Genomic DNA, 18,413 nt, shown 5'->3' on the forward strand with positions numbered 1-18,413 from the left:
TTAAGCTGCTTTAACTTTTAAACGCTTCATTCTTTTCTTTACGTTACCTTGAACGACATAGTGATCAATAGTAGGCGCAAACACATTCATTAATAATATTGCAAGAAAAACACCTTCTGGATATGCCGGATTAAATACACGTATCATAATCGATATAAAACCAATTAAGAAACCGTAAATCCATTTTCCTTTATTTGTTTGAGAAGCAGTTACAGGATCAGTAGCCATAAATACGGCACCAAAAAGAATCGAACCTATAATTAAGTGTTGCCAGAATGGTACACTCATTAACCCATAAAACTTACTAGAATCTGTTATAATCCCTGCATCAACAACACCGTTAAAGATTAATCCCATTACTAGAGCACCTACAACAGTGCTTAACATAATTCTCCAGCTTCCTATCTTAGTAAATATTAAGAATAGCGCACCGATAATAATTAAGAATTTAGAAGTCTCACCAACTGAACCTGGTATTAATCCCCAGAACATATCCCAGTAATCGTAAGCAACTGAACTATTTTGAGCATAAGATCCTAGAATCGTTTCTCCAGATATTGCATCCAAGTTACTTTGTCCAGCAGCAATCATTTGATCGCGTTCTACTGCGCCATGCACCCATACCTTATCTCCAGACATCCATGTAGGATATGCAAAGAATAAGAATGCTCTAATAGTTAATGCAGGATTTAAGATATTCATTCCCGTACCACCAAAAACCTCTTTACCTATTACTACACCAAATATCACCGCTACTGCAAGCATCCATAATGGTATATCAACAGGAACTATAAGTGGCACAAGCATACCAGTTACAAGGTATCCTTCTTCAACCTCATGGCCTTTAATAACAGCAAACAAGAATTCAACCGCAAGTCCTACTCCATAAGAGACAGCTACTAGAGGTAAAATAGTCCAAGCACCTATTAACAAATTATCTACAGTCCAAAACGACGCTCCTAAGAACCCATTTGCACTTTCAATCATTCCTTGAGCAAGGTAGTGCTGGTAACCAGCATTATACATACCGAATATCAAACATGGCACTAAGGCCATGATTACCGTATTCATAGTACGCTTTAAATCATCTGCCGCTTTGATGTGTGTTCCATTGTGAGTCACTTCATTTGGCAAGTATAGAAAAGTATGGAGTGCATTAAATGCAGGCGCCATTTTCTTTCCTTTATACTTCTCTTTTAAGTCGTGTAATTTGCTTTTTAAACTCATTATCCTATTTCTTTAAGCATTAAGTCTAATCCTTCTCTAATTATCTTTTGGTGCGGTTGTTTAGATACACAAATAAATTCTGTTACCGCAAAGTCCTCAGGCGCGACCTCATACATACCTAAAGCTTCCATTTCATCAAGGTCTTTATACATACAAGCCTTTAAGATTTGCATAGGGTAAATATCTAAAGGGAAAACCTCTTCATAATTACCAGTCACTACAAACGCTCTGTGTTCCCCATTTGTATTGGTATCTAGGTCGTATTTCTTCTTAGGATTTAACCACGAGAAAGTTAATGCTCTAGAAGGCGATATTTTATCAAAAACTGGCTTGTTCCACCCAAAGAACTCATAATCATCTCCTTCAGGAATAGCGGTCACTACATTACTGTAGTAATCTAGCACTCCTTCTTCACCTACTTGTTTTCCAGATAATACATTACCAGAAATCACACGGTGATTTGCTCCTTTCTCAACACCATTTTTGTATATAAAACTATCTAGTGTAGCACCTATTTTAGTGTTGAAGTATCGAGGCTTTTCAACAGACGACCCTGCAAACGCCACTACACGCTCTGCATTGAACTTACCTGTTAACAGCAACTCTCCGATAATTACTAAATCTTGTGCTGCTACAGTATAAACTGTCTCACCTTTATTAATAGGATCAATTTTATTGATAAGTGTTCCTACATTACCACTAGGATGAGGTCCAGAAACCTTGTGAAGCTCTACACCACTCAATCCAGCAAATACAGAATTAGAGCCTTTCCCTACACCTACATGAACCTTACCTGCAGTAAGCATTCCTAAGGCATTGATAGCAGCCTGTAATTCTTTTTCTTTTCCAGCAAGAGTAAAATCTAAATCTGCAGCAAGCGGTGCGCTAGCATGTCCAGAGATAAAAATAGCCTTAGGAGTAATTGCCGGATTTGCAACCACATCATAAGGACGCTGTTTTACAAATGCCCAACAACCAGATGCAAGCAAATGATTCTTAACATCTTCGGCTTTTTTACCCGACAGGTTAAATGCACCATGATTTACATAATCCTGATTGACATCTGCTTTGATCTTAAAGGCATCGATACGTCTTTTAGGACCACGTTGCACTTCTACAATCTCACCTGATACTGGAGATACAAATTTCATTGACTCGATCGACTTGTTATAAAACAATGTCTCACCGGCTTTTACGTGAGTACCTTCTCTAGCTACTAGCTTTGGAATGATACTGTGAAAATCTTCAGGTCTTACATAATAAAAAGTTGAAGCAGCAGCATTATCAAGCTCTTTTTGAGCAACTCCTACTAACTTAATATCGAGACCTTTTTTAATTCTAATGTCTTTTGACATAGGATGATGGATTTAGTCCTTTTAAAAATCGTGCAAATTTACGCGATAATGCGCACATTATTGGATGCTGAAATTATTTAGAACAATTCTTAATAGAATTACACCGTAAGTTTGGCATCGCTTTCGCGAAAGTATTAACAACATACACAATAAACATTATATTTATCACGTATTTAACCATCTATGAAGTCGTTTTTTATTTTAGTCTTTACAACATTATCTGTTGTTTTTATCGCTCAATCACAAACTATGGAGGATCTTGTTAATGATCCCGACTATATTAAGTCTGTAACTTTCAACAAGGAACCAGAATACATGCTTCCTGTTTTTGTAATAGGAGAACCAGTGGCTATAGAATTTGATGACGTGATCGGTGATGAGGCAGATTATTACTATCAGTTTGAGCACTATGATTATAACTGGCAACCTAGTCGTTTATTTAAAAATGAGTTTTTAGACGGTATTGATGATATGCGCATCTTTAATTACCGCAACTCTTTTACCACATTACAATCATACTCTCATTACACATTATCCATACCTAATCGATTTACACGTGGCTTTAAAGTGAGTGGTAATTACATGATTCACATCTATAATGATAACAGAGAACTTGTTTTTTCTAGAAAATTCATGATCATGGAAGAAAAAGCTCAAGTAGGTGTAGAAATTAAAAGAGCAAGAGATATTAAATATATTAACACTCAACAAAGAGTACAATATACTGTAGACTCTCAAGAAATTAACTTCATTAATCCAGCTGATAATTTGAAAACAGTTATCATACAAAATTCGGATATTCAGACCGCTCTTTATGACATTAAACCACAATTTAATCTAGGAAACAGACAAGAATACAGGTACGATACAGAAACCTCTTTCTGGGCAGGAAACGAATATTTAAATTTTGAAAATAGAGACTTTAGGTCTCCTAACCAGAATATAGATTATGTGCGCAAGAAAGATTTATATGAAGCATATTTATTTGTGCACAAACCTCGTTACGGCAATGAATATACTTTTTTCCCAGATATTAATGGAAACTATCTAGTGACCACATTAGATAACGAAGACAACGCTGTTCAAGCAGAATATGTAAACATTCACTTCTCGCTTTTACCGACTTTTAATCTACCGCCAGATGCCAGTATTTACGTAATGGGAAATTATAATGCTTTTCAATTGCAGCCAGAAAACATGATGATTTACAATGAGAAACGTGGCATGTATGAAGCAAAGATTTTACTCAAACAAGGATTTTACAACTATCGATACACCGTAGTGTATGATAACGGAGAACAAGATCCAGGATTTATATCTGGAAACTTATGGCAAACAGAAAATATTTACACTGTTCTTGCTTATTATCGTGAACCAGGTGGTCGTTATGATCGATTAATAGGTCAAGGCGCAGGAAGCAGTGAGAATATTAGGAATTAAGTATCACTCATAATAGGAGAACTGAAAGTTTAAAAAGAAATTTTTGTCGAGATCACTGTCACCGAATACATCTTTGTAGTTCAGTTGATTCTCTATATCATATTGACCATTAGATGTTAGTTTGTATGATTCAATGAAATACTCTGTAGATTTTTTATCAGAAATTTTTGCTCTTGCTATAAATAGCCCATTATTACCTTCAATGAACTCACCCTTTTCATCAACTGCTCCAAGGTTTTCTAGTTGAATATAAAATCCATCTTTCGATAACTTTAATTGGACCTCTTTTAATGACACAACTAATTCATCCGTGCTTCCAGTAATTAGATTAAAAGTTTCAGATGAATGAATAAGCTCTCCCAAACTATCACCATCAACATTGAAAAAATTTAAACGAATCAAGAGCTTTGATTTTTTGAAAATTTCTTTTTGATTTTTTGACATACCAGAATGTCTTTCAAACAATAATTTGATAGAAGTTATACGCTTGCTGACAAGCTTTTCGCGAGGAATTATTTTAGTAATAATATTAGTATGACGTGGAAGAATTTGGCTGCCTAATTTTTTAGAATCTCTCAGCCGTTTAGTATCTTCAATGACTCTTTCGTTAGCTAATATCACGATTGAAGGCAAAATATAATCTATTGGCTCTAAGTACAAGATTTCCTTAATCTCTTTCTTTTCAATTTCTAAAGTTTGATATCCAATTGATGAAATAATGACAACCGACTCATCTTCTATCCTATTTAGATCAACTACCCCATTTTCATTACTATAAACTGAAATAGAATCAGTCATAACATTAGCAAATGGAATGACCAAATTTGAATTAGACTCTAAAATTAAGACATTTTGACTATTACTAAAATTTATAGATAGTATTAAAACTATTAGAATAATATATTTCATATGTAAATTTAAAAGACGCATTTCACTGCGCCTTGATAAAATAAATAATATTATTAACGATTTACGCTAATAATTCTTGGGTTACGTCCTGGAAGGGCACCAGTACCATATTGGTCACATGGTTTAGTTCTTCTCCAAAATAATCTATGACAACAAGTCCTGTAATTTCCTCCTGGACTTTCTACAACTGGTCCACACGTCCAACCAAATCCACGCACTCTAGAATTAGTTGTATAATTTTGTTGTTCAGCAGCGCTATTTATTTCTGCTATACTTATTAAATCATCACCTTGATTAATTTCGAATCCATCTGCATTTAATAATCCTGATTCTATTTCATTCCAGTATACATCCTTCATGTTCCATGTATTAGCTGACCAATCAATTTCAATAGCATGAATTATATTGCCTGAAGTTAAATTGATTGTTGCAAATAACTCTAATTGTGTATTTTCTTGAATTTGGAATTTAGATAACCCAATTGTTCCTCTCTCAACTTCTATTATCTCAGTAGTTTCGAGCAGAGTCGGAACAACACCATGTGAATTTTCAAAATACTGCATTGCAGTTATTTCAGAATCCTCACTGATACTTTTTGTTAAAATCTGAGAATCAGCGCGTGAATTGGAATCCATATTATCTTGAGTGCAAGAATATAATGATATCACAGTTAGTAATATTAATAAACCTTTTTGTAAGTTTTTCATAATTTTAAAGTTTTAATGATTAATGATATCCTTGCAAAGACAACTCAAAAATGAAAAAAAAAAAAAAGAAACTCAAGAGTTTTTTCTTTCATTTATTAAATAATTAACAAGAATATATCTATATATTAATTTATATTATCAAAACGTTGAATTCTAAATGTATATGAATTTGCATTTAATTAAACAAACCTTTTAGAGTTTTACAATACCTTTACATCGACCAACCATCGATATGAAACCTACCGTACGATCACTAGCAAAATACAGAGGAAATCAATGTCTTAATTGCCAGACACCACTAGACATTGCCGATAAGTACTGCCACCAATGTGGTCAACTCAATACAACCAAGAGATTAGCGTTAAAAGATTTTTTTACCGAGTTTTTTGCAAACTTTATTGCTTATGACTCTAGAGTGTGGCGCACTATAACACACATTCTTATAAAACCAGGATATGTTACAGAGCAATATTGTAATGGTAAACGAACTGAGTATGCAAATCCGTTTCGGTTTTTTCTAACCGTAAGTATTGTTTTCTTCTTACTTCTTCAATTAGCCATTCAATTTTCTGACACCTCACATCTTAAGAGTCAAAAAAGTAATAATTCAGGGATTTTTAATGTTAGTATAGATTCTACGACACAAAACAAAGCAGAGCTGATCGAACTCATTAAAAATCAGCAAGACAGTTTAGGCGACAATCAAAATTTTTATCAAAAATTAGCTATTGACAGAGCTATAGAAGAAATTGAAAAGGACACAACCACTTTAAATATAGGTCGCACCTACTACACTCAAGAAAAACTTGATAATCAGAGCTACTTTTCAAAATACTTCAGTCAAGTGACTGATTATACAAACTTCTATGGCAATCATCCATCAAAGAGCACCAGTGAAGCATTAAATGAATTAGGACATCGACTAGATAATCAAAATATCACCAGATATAACAAAGCAAAAAAATTCAGTAACTTAACGGATCAACCTGTTGAGATGATCAACATTATACTTCCTAAGGTGCCGTTGTTTCTATTTTTCTTTGCTCCTTTTATGAGTCTATTCTTTTGGTTGATTTATGCACGAGGTAGGTGGAACTATATGGAACACATGGTTTTTAATTTTCATCTTTTAACCTTTGTCTTCCTGATACTTTATCTGATCATCGCAGAAAAATCTTTTACAGGTACTAGCATAATCGCAGCACTATTTTTTGGCATTATAGGTCCTTTATATCTTTACAAATCCATGCGCAAGTTTTACAAACAAGGTAGATTTAAGACTATTTTAAAGTTTCTATTTATAAATTTTGTATTTTTCGTATTATTATTGGTAAGCAGTACATTGTTTATGTTAGGAAGTATTTTTCTAAGTATTTAATCTATGATTCAACAAGTTACAAGAGGAATTAAAATCTCTGTACAAACCAGTTTTGAAGGCACATTTTATAAAAATTATAAGATGAACTTTGCTTTTGGTTATATTATTACCATAGAAAATCAAAGCAAAAACTCTGTTCAACTAACTTCTCGCCATTGGAAAATTAAAGATAGTCTCAGTAAAACTGAGCACGTTGATGGCGAAGGTGTCATAGGTCAAAAACCAGTCATCAAACCTGGTGAGTCGCACACTTATCAAAGCGGCTGCCTACTTTCCTCACCTTTTGGCAATATGAGTGGTTATTATTCCATGGTTGACTTTGCTACAACTAAAAAGTTTGGCGTTATTATTCCTGCTTTTAAACTCAGTGCACCATTTGCACTTAATTAAATTCAATTCCGCTTTCGCGAAAGCGTGTTTACACATCTCTCATATTAGATTAAGAATTCTTTAGGCTATAATAGGTTCATAAAACAAGCTATTATTTGTAATTTCACGCCCGAATAAAAAAATAAATTACATCATGGGAAAAGGATTTTTCAAAGTCCCAGTTGCTGTAAATGAGCCTATTAAAACATATGCTCCAGGAACTGTAGAAAGAGATCAAGTGCTAGCAGCTTACAAAGAATTGTGGAATGCAAACACAGAAGTACCGCTATATATTAATGGAAAAGAAGTTAGAACAGGCGATACTGCAGCAATTAGACCACCACATGATCACCAACATGTTGTAGGTAATTATCATAGAGGTGGAAAAAAAGAAGTACAAGAAGCAATTGCAACAGCTATAGAAGCTCGTAAAACATGGTCACAATTACCATGGGAACAACGTGCAGGTATTTTCTTAAAAGCTGCAGAGCTTATTGCGGGACCATATAGAGCCCGTATTAATGCAGCAACAATGATCAACCAGTCTAAAACAATTTTCCAAGCAGAAATAGATTCGGCTTGTGAACTTATAGACTTCTTAAGGTTTAACGTTCAATATATGACTGAAATCTATGCTGAGCAACCAGAATCTACATCTGGGGCATGGAATAGATTAGAATACAGACCTCTTGAAGGATTTGTTTATTGCATATCACCATTCAACTTTACCGCTATTGCTGGTAATCTACCTGCTAGTGCCGCATTAATGGGTAATGTATGTGTGTGGAAACCTAGTGATCATCAAATGTTAAGCGCACAAGTAATAGTTGAAGTATTCAGAGAAGCAGGAGTACCAGATGGTGTGATCAATATGGTAAACGCTGATCCAGTAATGATGACTGACGAGGTGATGACTCACCCGGATTTCTCAGGTGTGCACTTCACAGGCTCAACTTCTGTATTTAGAAGCTTATGGACTAAGGTTGGAGAAAATATTAATACATACAAGACGTATCCAAAAATCGTTGGAGAAACTGGAGGAAAAGACTTTATTGTTGCTCATAAAAGTGCCGTTCCTGCTCAAGTAGCCACAGCTATTGTAAGAGGTGCGTTTGAATTCCAAGGTCAAAAATGTAGCGCAGCTTCTCGTGCCTACATACCGCAAAGTATGTGGCCTGAAGTTGAGAAACTAATTAGAACTGACGTAGAAAGTTTTAAAATGGGATCTCCAGAAGACATGAGTAATTTTATTACTGCTGTGATTCACGAAGGTTCATTTGATAAACTTGCTAAGTATATTGACGGAGCTAAAAGTGACCCAAATGCAGAAGTGGTAATAGGTGGTAATTATGACAAATCTAAAGGATGGTTTGTAGACCCAACCGTTATCGTGACTACTGATCCTAAATATGTTACCATGGAAACTGAACTATTTGGTCCTGTAATTACTATTTATGTATACGAGGATGATAAATATGCCGAAATGCTAAAACTAGTTGATGAAACTAGTGAATATGCATTAACCGGTGCTATTTTAGGTCAAGATCGCTATGCAGTATCTCAAGCAACTACAGCATTAGAAAATTGTGCAGGTAACTTCTACATCAATGATAAATGTACAGGAGCAGTAGTAGGACAACAACCATTTGGTGGTGCTCGTGCATCTGGAACTAATGATAAGGCTGGTTCTAAATTGAATCTATTACGCTGGATTTCTCCACGTATGATTAAAGAAACCTTTGTAACTCCTACAGATTACAGATATCCTTTCCTAGGGGAATAATTATTAAAAATAAATACTAGCATAAAAAAAGCGCTCTGAATAGAGCGCTTTTTTTATAATTGATTTAGGTTTATCTAATCAAAATCTTTATTTGTTCCTACAGCTGCTTTTTGAACGTTCACAACGTTTCCACTAGCATCTACTACAAACGCAATGATATCCCAATCAGTTGTGTTTACACCGGAAGATGTTGCTGATAATGTTGCAGTATACTCAGTTCCTCCTACTTGCTGATCTGCTGGTATAGCATCTCCAAAAAGATCTGTGAAACTAGTTCTTAAAACATCATTGTGCTCAAAGTTTGTAATTGGGCTTACACCACCCCAGTTATTTGTATAATTTGTCTGCGGATAAACAATACCATTTTCTAAAAGGAAAGCTACTAATTTTAAACCAGATTGATCTAAGTCAAAACCTACCTTAATAGTTGCATTGACAGTTGAACCACTTACATTTGAGTCTATTGCTAAACCAACTTGAGCAGTTGAATTCAACATAGATAACGCTTGTTGAACATTCATATTATGATTACTAGCCGCATTCCACTCTTGATCTCTATTTAACACAGCAGAAGGATAACCATTAATACCAAAATGATTTTCTAAAACTGAACGTTGTGCAAACGTCATAGGATCTGGTCCAAAAACAGGATTGTGAATCGCGACAGCGTACACATTTTCACCATTTGAAGCTGCATGAACATCTAAAATTCCCTGTGACACTCTAGGACACCATCCACATCCAGCACCTGTATAATCTTCAATTAACCCTTTAGTAGTATATGATGGAGTTATAACATCAATATTTACAGTATTTGAAGTTTCAGTCCCTAATGTCGCTTGAACTGCCTTTGTTCCAACTCCTGTCAATAAAGTAGTCGTTCCAGTTATAGGAGTACCATCAACTGTAATAACAGCAGATGAAGTTGCAATTGCCCCATTAGAATCTCTAACTGTAAAACTTACGATTGTATTATCATAAACTCTTGACTTACTAGCCTCTAATGTTACACCACTACTACCACCACTGCCGTTACCACCACTGGTTCCGTCGTCTGTTGAATTTGTAGAACAAGATGTAATTCCTATAGCAAGGAATAACATCATCATCTTTAAAAAGTTTGCTGTTTTCATTGGTTTGTTTTTTAAAATTAAATTATGGATATTCAAATATAATCTTTTCATAATATTATCCTAATTTATGTTAAGTTTCATACAATGAAATCATAATAGAAAAGCAGTTTTGGCATGATAATTACTTATATTCTTTATATCATTGTAAACCTTAACTATACTTATCATTATGAAAAACTTATTTATTGCAGCCCTAATTTTCAGTTTCGCTTTCGCGAAAGCACAAACGTCACTACCTGAAATCTCACTAAAAAATCTAGATGGTAAAGAGATCTCTTTAGCTAATTTAAGTGATGACAAGACTGTCGTTGTATCGCTTTGGGCAACATGGTGCGTACCTTGCATTAGAGAATTAGACACTATTGCCGAAGTTTATGAAGAAATGCAGGAAGAAATTAATTTTGAATTGGTCGCTATATCTGTTGATGATTCTCGTTCAACTCGTCGAGTAAAACCAGCAGTTATGGGCAAAGGATGGGAATACACCGTTTTATTAGATCCTAATAATGATGTAAGAAGACACTTAGGCAACCCTAATGTTCCACTTACCCTTATAATCAAAAATGGAGAAATCGTCTATCGTCATTCAAGTTTCACACCTGGTGCAGAAGATGAACTTTTTGAGAAGTTTAAAGAAATTGCTGGATAAAAATCCATAAAAACAATCAATTCACTTTACAATGAAAAAAATTTTAATAGCGCTGGTAGCTCTAACTACTATGCAAATCACTATTGCACAAGATAATAGAGGTACATTCTCAGGAGGCTTTGAATCTAATAGTCAATGGTACCAAGATGATGAAGGTCTAGGTACGATGGCACCACAAGACCAATTGCGTTCTAATAATTATTTTACACTTAGGTACTCCTATGATAAATTTACTGCAGGTATTCAATATGAACTATTTGCTCCTAATCCTTTACTAGGTTATTTTGAAGGTTTTGAAGGTAATGCTATAGGAACTTATTATTTGAACTTTAAACACAAAGGTCTAGACATCACTGGAGGTCATTTTTATGACCAGTTCGGTAGCGGCTTGATTTATCGTTCTTGGGAAGATAGACAGTTAGGAATTGACAACTCTATTAGAGGAGTAAGAGTTAAATATGACTTTACAGATTATTTAAACGCTACTGCTTTTACTGGAAATCAAAGAGTAGGTTTTGAAATATCAGACGGCACAGTTACTGGAGTTAACACTGAATTAGATTTATCAACTGCATTAGACTTAGAAACTGGAGTTCAAATAGGAGCTAGTTATGTAAATAGATTCCAATCCTCTGGAAGTCCAGACTTGAACTTTCCAGCAGATATAGGTGCATATAGTGTTCGTGCAGACTTAACATTTGAAAAATTCTTTATTGGTACAGAATATGTATATAAAGAACCTGATGCTTTTGTTTTAAATAATGTAGTAAGCAATTTTAATTATCAAGATGGAAGAGCATTACTAGTAAATACTGGATATGCTACTAAAGGGCTAGGCATCAATGCGACCATTAGAGCAATCGAGAATATGGGCTTTTATTCCGATAGAGAACAAACTGGAAATCCGTTTTTACTGAATACAATTAACTACGTTCCAGGATATACTAAACAGCAAGATTATGCCGTTTCAAATATCTATGTTTACGCACCACAAGCTTTAGTTTCACCTATTGAAGGTAAAGCTGGAGAGATTGGTGGACAAGTTGATGTTTACTACACGTCTAAAAAAGGTAGTTTATTAGGTGGTAAATACGGAACTAAATTTGAATTTAATTATGCAAACTGGAGCGGCCTAGACGCAACATTTGATCTTACAAACAACACTTATGACGCCTCTCTTTTATCTCGAGGAGAAAAATATTTTGAGGAGTATAGTATAGCCGTTAAGAAGCGATTTTCAAGCAATTTCTCTACAATCTTTACAGCTGTTCACACAGAATATAACGCTGCAATTATAGAAGGACCTACTAGCGATTTCTTTTTGAATGGTGATGCCTTTATAATAGATGCCCTTTATAAATTAGATGGTGGTCGTAGTGTTAGAATGGATTTACAACATTTAAGCGCAGATGCTGATCGAGGAAACTGGGCTGCTGCAACTGCAGAGTATGCTTTTAGTCCCTACCTATCTATGTACGTAACTGATTTATATAATTATGACGAAACAGATATTCATTACTATTCTGTAGGTGGTAGTTATACAAAAGGAAGAACTCGCGTAGCCATGAATTATGGCCGCCAGCGTGGTGGGTTAGTTTGTGTAGGTGGTGTATGTAGGTTTGTGCCAGAAAATACTGGGCTTACTTTAAACATCTCTACAAACTTCTAAATTTCAACAAGCATTGAATAAAAAAAGACCTCAACTATGAGGTCTTTTTTTATTAATTAAAGTGGAAGGTGAACTACTTTTTTAGTTTCAAAAAACTCTTCTTCAAAATAATCTGGTAATTCATAAATATAAGCATCAGGAAAAGGCTTTAATTCCTCTGTTAAATCTCCACCTTTAAGATATAATATTCCATTTTCAATCTCGTGATAGCTATCTTTTCTTATTTTATTACGAGTCCAATTTACAAAGTCAGGCATATTAGTAACAGCACGACTTACTATAAAATCGAATTTACCCTTTACTTTCTCGGCTCTTCCGTGTTGCGTCGTTACATTTTTTAATTGCAATGCTTCTACTACAGCATCTACAACCTTAATTTTTTTACCTATCGCATCTATAAGGTGAAAACTGGTTTTAGGAAACATGATAGCAAGAGGTATCCCTGGAAAACCACCGCCTGTTCCTACATCCATAACTCTGGTTCCACCTGGCGTATTGGGTAAGCTTTCGCGAAAGCGTACTACACAAGCAATACCTAAAGAATGCAATACATGTCTTGTATATAATTGATCTATATCTTTTCTAGAGATCACATTAATCTGTGAATTCCAATCTGCATATAAGTCACCTAACTGAGCAAATTGCTCCATTTGATGATCTGTTAGATGCGGAAAATAATTTTTTATAATTTGATGCACTGTCAATATTTTGTGCAAAAATAACGCATTAATAATCTAGTGAAATGAAAGCTAGGAATTAATGAAATGATATTTTTGTAATTCTAATATCATATCCTATGAAAAACAACCTATCTGATCGTATCAATAATTTACCAGTAAGTGCCACACTCGCAATGGCTGCCAAAGCACGTGAGCTGAGAGAACAAGGTAAAGATATCATAGGACTTAGTCTAGGCGAACCTGATTTTAATACACCTGACTTTGTAAAGGACGCAGCCATCCAAGCCATTAATGATAACTACAACTCTTACACACCAGTTGATGGTTATGTAGAATTGAAAGATGCTATCATTTTAAAATTTAAAAGAGATAATAATCTTGATTACACAAGGGATCAGATTGTAGTATCAACAGGTGCAAAGCAATCGATTGCAAATGTAGCAATGGTATTACTTAATGAAGGTGACGAATGTATTTTACCAGCGCCATACTGGGTTAGTTATGCTGCAATTGTGCAACTAGCAGAAGGTGTTCCCGTAGAAGTAAGAGCTGGCGTAGAACAAAATTTTAAAATTACACCAGATCAATTGCGTGCGGCCATAACGCCTCGCACAAAAATGATTTTATTTTCATCTCCTAATAATCCAAGCGGTAGCGTTTATAGCCAAGCAGAACTAGAAGGACTGGCTGCTGTACTTAAAGATTATCCTGAAATTATTGTAGTAAGCGATGAAATCTATGAGCATATCAATTATGGTAGTGGGCATGCGAGTATAGCTAGCGTAGAAGGAATGTATGACCGTACCGTTACGATAAATGGTGTTAGTAAAGCGTTTGCGATGACAGGTTGGAGAGTTGGTTACATAGGTGCTCCAGCATGGATAGCTCGTGCTTGTAACAAAATGCAAGGACAAATCACTAGCGGAACTAATTGTATAGCACAACGTGCCGTTATTACAGCATTGGAAGCTCCAGTTTCTAAGATTCAATATATGGTAGACGCATTTCATAAGCGTCGTGACTTAATACTCGAATTATTATCAAAAATTGATGGGTTTGTAACAGATACTCCTGAAGGTGCTTTTTACGTATTCCCAGATATTTCTTCATTTTTTGGAAAAACGATTAAAGGTCATAAAATTGAAAATGCGACAGATTTCTCTTTATTATTATTAGAAGAAGCTCTTGTAGCCACAGTTACGGGCGATGCTTTTGGCGCACCTAACTGTATAAGACTTTCTTATGCAGCGAGCGAAGATCAAATTACTGAGGCGATTAAAAGGATTGAGAAGGTGTTGTCTTAAGCCTTATCAAAATCATATCATAAAAGCTGGTTGCAATCCTTTACAACCAGCTTTTATGTTTTATAATTTCTACCTATTCCTCCAAAAGAATGGTGTCAATAATATCAAAACGGTAAATAATTCAAGCCTTCCTATTAACATTAAGAAAGAACACCACCATTTCCCTAGCGCTGGTAAATTTGCAAAATTGTCGACCGGTGATAAAGATCCAAATGCTGGACCTACATTTCCTAGTGAACTCAACGCTCCACCTATGGCCGTTTCAAAATCTAGCCCTAATGCCGCAAGTACTGTCGCTCCTATGATAAACGACAACATATACAGAATAAAGAATCCCAGGATATTGAAAACGATACCACTCTGTAATGCTTTACCGTTATAACGCACAGGTAAAATCGCATTAGGATGCAGTGTGCGTTTAAATTCCATAATACCATTACGTATTAAAATGATGTGACGCATCACTTTCACTCCACCAGATGTAGATCCTGCACTACCACCTAAGAAAAACAACCCAAAACACATAATTGTTAAAAACGGCGTCCATAAAGTATAGTCTGCACTCACAAATCCTGTCGTTGTAATAATCGCTAATACTTGAAAACTTGCGTGTCGCATTGCGCTTTCAAATTCACCCCATACCATAGGGTGATCTATCGTTGACAAACTCACATCTGCTTGAAAATAAATAAGTAATCCGGCAATAACACTAAATCCGATTACAAAACCGCTATACCATTTAAACTCAGTATCTCTTATTACTTTACTGAATTTCCCTTTAAAAGCAAAATAGCTCAAGACAAAGTTCATCCCAGCAATGAACATGAATATGATGATAATCCATTGTATCACAGGCACATCGTTCCAATAAGCGACACTTGCATTTTTAGTAGAAAAACCTCCTGTAGATAAGGTACTTAACGCGTGGTTTACTGCGTCAAACCAGCCCATTCCAGCGATACGTAGCAATACTGCTTCAATAGCCGTATAGCTCACATATATAAGCCACAACCTTTTTGCAGTATCAGTTATACGTGGATGTAGTTTATCTGCACTAGGACCTGGTGCCTCGGCCGCAAATAGTTGCATTCCTCCTATTCCTAAGAGCGGTAGTATGGCGACTGCTAACACTATAATTCCCATTCCTCCTATCCAATGCGTTAAACTGCGCCAGAAAAGAATCCCTTTTGGCATCGCCTCAATATCGTTAACAACACTAGCGCCAGTAGTAGTAAAACCACTCATAGTTTCAAAAAACGCGTCTGTGTAGTTACCTATGGAACCAGTAAATATATAAGGCATCGTACCCGCAAATGCCATGATTAACCAACCTAGAGTAACTATTAAATAACCTTCTTTTTTATGTAAAACCTTCACATGGTTTCTCGTTAGATACATCACGATAGCACCTAATAAAATAGCAACAGCACTAGCTGCTAATATCTCATAACCTTCTGTTTCACGATATATAGCACTCACCAAAGCACATATCAACATAAAACCGCCATTAAAAAGCAGCAATAACCCCATTATATAGGCGATGATCTGATAATTGAGTTTAGTCATTGTCATTTATAAAAATAACTTTTCTACCTTACTAATAGAGCGCGGTAATGAACAAACTACAACTCGATCTCCTTCTCTAACTTTAAAACTACCTAAGACAATATTACCTATTCCATCTCTTATTACACCACCTATAATAGCACTACGTGGTATATTAACATCTTTAATAAACTTATCACACATAGGACTTCCGGCTTTAACAATAAACTCCAGCAGTTCTGCATTCATGTTATTGAGTTTGGTCATCGCAACAACATCACCTTTTCTTATAAATCTAAAAATATTATTTGCTGCGAGCAGTTTTTTATTAATTAAAGTATCGATTCCTATACTATGTGAAAGCTGGAAGTAATCCATATTCTCCACTAAAGATATCGTTTTATTGACACTTTTAGATCGAGCCATAAGACACGATAAAATATTAGTTTCACTATTCCCTGTTACAGCAATAAAAGCATCCATCTCGTGGATACTTTCTTCTTGTAACAATTCAACATTACGTCCATCTCCATTAATAACTAGAGTTTCTGATAATTCATCTGCAAGATCAAAGGCCTTTTCGGCATTTTGTTCAATAAGTTTAACATTGACTCCATTTGCAGATAAATGTTTTGCCGTTTGCTTTCCTATATTACTACCACCTAAGATCATAACGTTTTTCATCACGTGCTTAGTCTTTCCGGTAAGTTTGTATAATTCGGCAACACCATCTGTAGTGGTTATAAAATAAACTTGATCACCTTCTTTAAACTGAGTATCACCGCGTGGTATTAATGTATATTGTGTACCAAATCGTTGTATCGCAATGGGCATAAAATGAACTTCTGGAAAAATCTCACCAGCCTCTTGCACAGTCTTACCCACAAATTGGGCTGTACGCTGTAGACTAACACCTACCATGGTAAGTGCTCCATTCTCAAACTCATAACTATCATTAAAAGCACTTTGATTAAGTAATAACTCAATCTCTTTACTTGCTAATGATTCTGGTGAAATCAACTCATCAATACCAAATTGTTGAAACCCTATTTCATTCTGGAAATCTAAAAATTCTGTATTTGTGATACGTGCAATGGTACGTTTTGCTCCTAACTGTTTAGCTAGTACACATACTGTAATGTTAGTCGTTTCACTACTAGTCACAGATATTACTAAATCTGCATCGTGAATATTTGCTTCTTGCAATATTTTAATTGAAGTAGCATCACCTCTTAAAGCCCTGATATCTAAATGAGTATCCGCATAATGCAAATTCTCTTTTACGGGATCTATTAAGGTAATATTTTGCGACTCATAAGAAAGGAGCTTAGCGAGGTGGAAACCTACCTCTCCAGCTCCAGCGATAATGATCTTCATAAAATCTAATCTATAATTCAAAGATACTGGAAAGCTATAAAATTCAATGAGATAACACAATATTTAGCAAGGTGTTGTTAATATTTTGCTTTCGCGAAAGCGTAATTACTCAAACCTCACTGCTCTACCTTATCTTTGCGTCAAATTACTAGAATCGTGGCTCAACAGGTTAAACCATATAAGGAAGAAGATAGCAGTAAAAAGGAACAGGTGACCAAAATGTTTGACACTATAAGTGGAGAATATGATGGTTTAAACCGAATGATATCACTAGGTCTGGACCAGAAATGGCGAGCTAATGTGGTGGATATGATTGCTGCTACACAGCCTGACACCATTATGGACATTGCTACTGGGACTGGAGATCTGGTAATTCAAATGGCACAAAAAACCAACGCCTCACGTCTTATAGGTCTTGACATTTCTAGCGGAATGCTAGAGGTAGGTAAGATTAAAGTTAAAGAGGAAAATCTAGACAGTCGTATTGAGATGATCCTTGGCGATTCTGAAGATTTACCTTTTGAAGATAACTCTATTGATGCAGTGACCGTATCATATGGTGTACGTAATTTTGAAGATTTAGAAAAAGGGCTCTCAGAAATAAGACGTGTTCTTAAACCTGAAGGCATACTGGTAATACTGGAAACTAGTGTTCCTACTAAATTTCCATTTAAGCAAGGTTATTATGTTTTCTCAAAATTAGTCGTTCCCACGATAGGGAAATTATTTTCAAAGGATAAGATAGCTTATGGATATTTACAAAAAAGCGCCTCTACTTTTCCATATGGAGAGCGTTTCAACAATATTTTAAAGAAAGTAGGGTTTAATAATGTAGAACACTTTTTACAGTTTCACGGTGCATCAACTATTTACAAAGCAATTAAATAA

At 35.2% G+C, this 18,413-nt stretch carries 16 protein-coding genes; 8 read left to right on the top strand and 8 right to left on the bottom strand.

Features of this window, described 5'->3' with window-relative positions:
• Both BST92_RS03500 and BST92_RS03505 read right to left on the bottom strand, forming a co-directional pair.
• Positions 1-1,227 (bottom strand): NADH:ubiquinone reductase (Na(+)-transporting) subunit B, encoded by a 1,227-nt coding sequence (locus BST92_RS03500; protein ID WP_105070202.1) that lies wholly within the window; start codon positions 1,225-1,227, stop codon positions 1-3.
• Entirely contained in the window at positions 1,227-2,582 is a 1,356-nt protein-coding gene (locus tag BST92_RS03505) for a Na(+)-translocating NADH-quinone reductase subunit A (protein ID WP_105070203.1), read from the bottom strand. Before BST92_RS03505 ends, BST92_RS03500 begins: the two co-directional genes overlap by 1 nt.
• Positions 2,583-2,765: 183 nt before the next feature.
• Between BST92_RS03505 and BST92_RS03510 the strand changes: the two genes are divergently transcribed.
• A complete protein-coding gene (locus BST92_RS03510) occupies positions 2,766-4,022 on the top strand; it encodes a type IX secretion system plug protein (protein ID WP_105070204.1) in 1,257 nt (418 codons plus the stop codon).
• Between the two features lie 3 nt (positions 4,023-4,025).
• On the opposite strand, the gene BST92_RS03515 is transcribed toward BST92_RS03510, so the two are convergent.
• Together BST92_RS03515 and BST92_RS03520 are read right to left on the bottom strand one after the other, a co-directional pair.
• The gene (locus BST92_RS03515) at positions 4,026-4,931 is read right to left on the bottom strand and encodes a hypothetical protein (protein WP_105070205.1); all 906 of its coding nucleotides are present in this window, start codon (positions 4,929-4,931) and stop codon (positions 4,026-4,028) included.
• A gap of 53 nt (positions 4,932-4,984) precedes the next feature.
• Complete coding sequence (locus tag BST92_RS03520; protein ID WP_105070206.1) at positions 4,985-5,638, bottom strand: hypothetical protein; 654 nt, start codon at positions 5,636-5,638, stop codon at positions 4,985-4,987.
• A gap of 232 nt (positions 5,639-5,870) precedes the next feature.
• On the opposite strand from BST92_RS03520, the gene BST92_RS03525 reads away from it, so the two are divergent.
• The 3 genes from BST92_RS03525 (at position 5,871) to pruA (ending at position 9,168) form a co-directional block, all read left to right on the top strand.
• Positions 5,871-7,016: a DUF3667 domain-containing protein gene (locus BST92_RS03525; protein ID WP_105070207.1), complete on the top strand. Its 1,146-nt coding sequence runs from the start codon at positions 5,871-5,873 to the stop codon at positions 7,014-7,016.
• Positions 7,017-7,019: 3 nt separating this feature from the next.
• Complete coding sequence (gene apaG, locus BST92_RS03530) at positions 7,020-7,406, top strand: Co2+/Mg2+ efflux protein ApaG (protein WP_105070208.1); 387 nt, start codon at positions 7,020-7,022, stop codon at positions 7,404-7,406.
• A gap of 133 nt (positions 7,407-7,539) precedes the next feature.
• Positions 7,540-9,168, top strand: coding sequence for an L-glutamate gamma-semialdehyde dehydrogenase (gene pruA, locus BST92_RS03535; RefSeq protein ID WP_105070209.1), 1,629 nt, complete (start codon positions 7,540-7,542; stop codon positions 9,166-9,168).
• A 74-nt stretch (positions 9,169-9,242) separates the two neighbouring features.
• Here pruA and BST92_RS03540 read toward each other — a convergent pair whose 3' ends face one another.
• A complete protein-coding gene (locus tag BST92_RS03540) occupies positions 9,243-10,301 on the bottom strand; it encodes an Omp28-related outer membrane protein (RefSeq protein ID WP_170061699.1) in 1,059 nt (352 codons plus the stop codon).
• Between the two features lie 169 nt (positions 10,302-10,470).
• Between BST92_RS03540 and BST92_RS03545 the strand changes: the two genes are divergently transcribed.
• Together BST92_RS03545 and BST92_RS03550 are read left to right on the top strand one after the other, a co-directional pair.
• Complete coding sequence (locus BST92_RS03545) at positions 10,471-10,950, top strand: TlpA family protein disulfide reductase (RefSeq protein ID WP_105070210.1); 480 nt, start codon at positions 10,471-10,473, stop codon at positions 10,948-10,950.
• A gap of 31 nt (positions 10,951-10,981) precedes the next feature.
• Positions 10,982-12,619, top strand: a complete 1,638-nt coding sequence (locus BST92_RS03550; RefSeq protein WP_105070211.1) for a DUF6029 family protein — start codon at positions 10,982-10,984, stop codon at positions 12,617-12,619.
• Between the two features lie 56 nt (positions 12,620-12,675).
• Here the strand turns inward: BST92_RS03550 and rsmG are convergent, their stop codons facing one another.
• The gene (rsmG, locus tag BST92_RS03555; protein ID WP_105070212.1) at positions 12,676-13,317 is read right to left on the bottom strand and encodes a 16S rRNA (guanine(527)-N(7))-methyltransferase RsmG; all 642 of its coding nucleotides are present in this window, start codon (positions 13,315-13,317) and stop codon (positions 12,676-12,678) included.
• A gap of 98 nt (positions 13,318-13,415) precedes the next feature.
• Between rsmG and BST92_RS03560 the strand changes: the two genes are divergently transcribed.
• Positions 13,416-14,603 (top strand): pyridoxal phosphate-dependent aminotransferase, encoded by a 1,188-nt coding sequence (locus tag BST92_RS03560; protein WP_105070213.1) that lies wholly within the window; start codon positions 13,416-13,418, stop codon positions 14,601-14,603.
• 69 nt (positions 14,604-14,672) lie between these two features.
• Here the strand turns inward: BST92_RS03560 and BST92_RS03565 are convergent, their stop codons facing one another.
• Entirely contained in the window at positions 14,673-16,169 is a 1,497-nt protein-coding gene (locus BST92_RS03565; protein ID WP_105072190.1) for a TrkH family potassium uptake protein, read from the bottom strand.
• 6 nt (positions 16,170-16,175) lie between these two features.
• On the bottom strand, positions 16,176-17,525 hold the full coding sequence (trkA, locus tag BST92_RS03570; protein ID WP_105070214.1) for a Trk system potassium transporter TrkA: 1,350 nt from the start codon (positions 17,523-17,525) through the stop codon (positions 16,176-16,178).
• A 156-nt stretch (positions 17,526-17,681) separates the two neighbouring features.
• On the opposite strand from trkA, the gene ubiE reads away from it, so the two are divergent.
• Positions 17,682-18,413 carry a bifunctional demethylmenaquinone methyltransferase/2-methoxy-6-polyprenyl-1,4-benzoquinol methylase UbiE gene (gene ubiE, locus BST92_RS03575; protein WP_105070215.1) on the top strand — a complete coding sequence of 244 codons (732 nt, stop codon included), beginning with the start codon at positions 17,682-17,684 and terminating at the stop codon, positions 18,411-18,413.

The sequence above is a fragment of the Nonlabens arenilitoris genome (genome assembly GCF_002954765.1).
GTDB classification, from domain to species: domain Bacteria; phylum Bacteroidota; class Bacteroidia; order Flavobacteriales; family Flavobacteriaceae; genus Nonlabens; species Nonlabens arenilitoris.

Coding starts and splice junctions, on each gene's coding strand:
- BST92_RS03500 (WP_105070202.1), bottom strand. CDS start 1,227: ATGAGTTTAAAAAGCAAATTACACGACTTAAAAGAGAAGTATAAAGGA.
- BST92_RS03505 (WP_105070203.1), bottom strand. CDS start 2,582: ATGTCAAAAGACATTAGAATTAAAAAAGGTCTCGATATTAAGTTAGTA.
- BST92_RS03510 (WP_105070204.1), top strand. CDS start 2,766: ATGAAGTCGTTTTTTATTTTAGTCTTTACAACATTATCTGTTGTTTTT.
- BST92_RS03515 (WP_105070205.1), bottom strand. CDS start 4,931: ATGAAATATATTATTCTAATAGTTTTAATACTATCTATAAATTTTAGT.
- BST92_RS03520 (WP_105070206.1), bottom strand. CDS start 5,638: ATGAAAAACTTACAAAAAGGTTTATTAATATTACTAACTGTGATATCA.
- BST92_RS03525 (WP_105070207.1), top strand. CDS start 5,871: ATGAAACCTACCGTACGATCACTAGCAAAATACAGAGGAAATCAATGT.
- apaG (WP_105070208.1), top strand. CDS start 7,020: ATGATTCAACAAGTTACAAGAGGAATTAAAATCTCTGTACAAACCAGT.
- pruA (WP_105070209.1), top strand. CDS start 7,540: ATGGGAAAAGGATTTTTCAAAGTCCCAGTTGCTGTAAATGAGCCTATT.
- BST92_RS03540 (WP_170061699.1), bottom strand. CDS start 10,301: ATGAAAACAGCAAACTTTTTAAAGATGATGATGTTATTCCTTGCTATA.
- BST92_RS03545 (WP_105070210.1), top strand. CDS start 10,471: ATGAAAAACTTATTTATTGCAGCCCTAATTTTCAGTTTCGCTTTCGCG.
- BST92_RS03550 (WP_105070211.1), top strand. CDS start 10,982: ATGAAAAAAATTTTAATAGCGCTGGTAGCTCTAACTACTATGCAAATC.
- BST92_RS03560 (WP_105070213.1), top strand. CDS start 13,416: ATGAAAAACAACCTATCTGATCGTATCAATAATTTACCAGTAAGTGCC.
- BST92_RS03565 (WP_105072190.1), bottom strand. CDS start 16,169: ATGACTAAACTCAATTATCAGATCATCGCCTATATAATGGGGTTATTG.
- trkA (WP_105070214.1), bottom strand. CDS start 17,525: ATGAAGATCATTATCGCTGGAGCTGGAGAGGTAGGTTTCCACCTCGCT.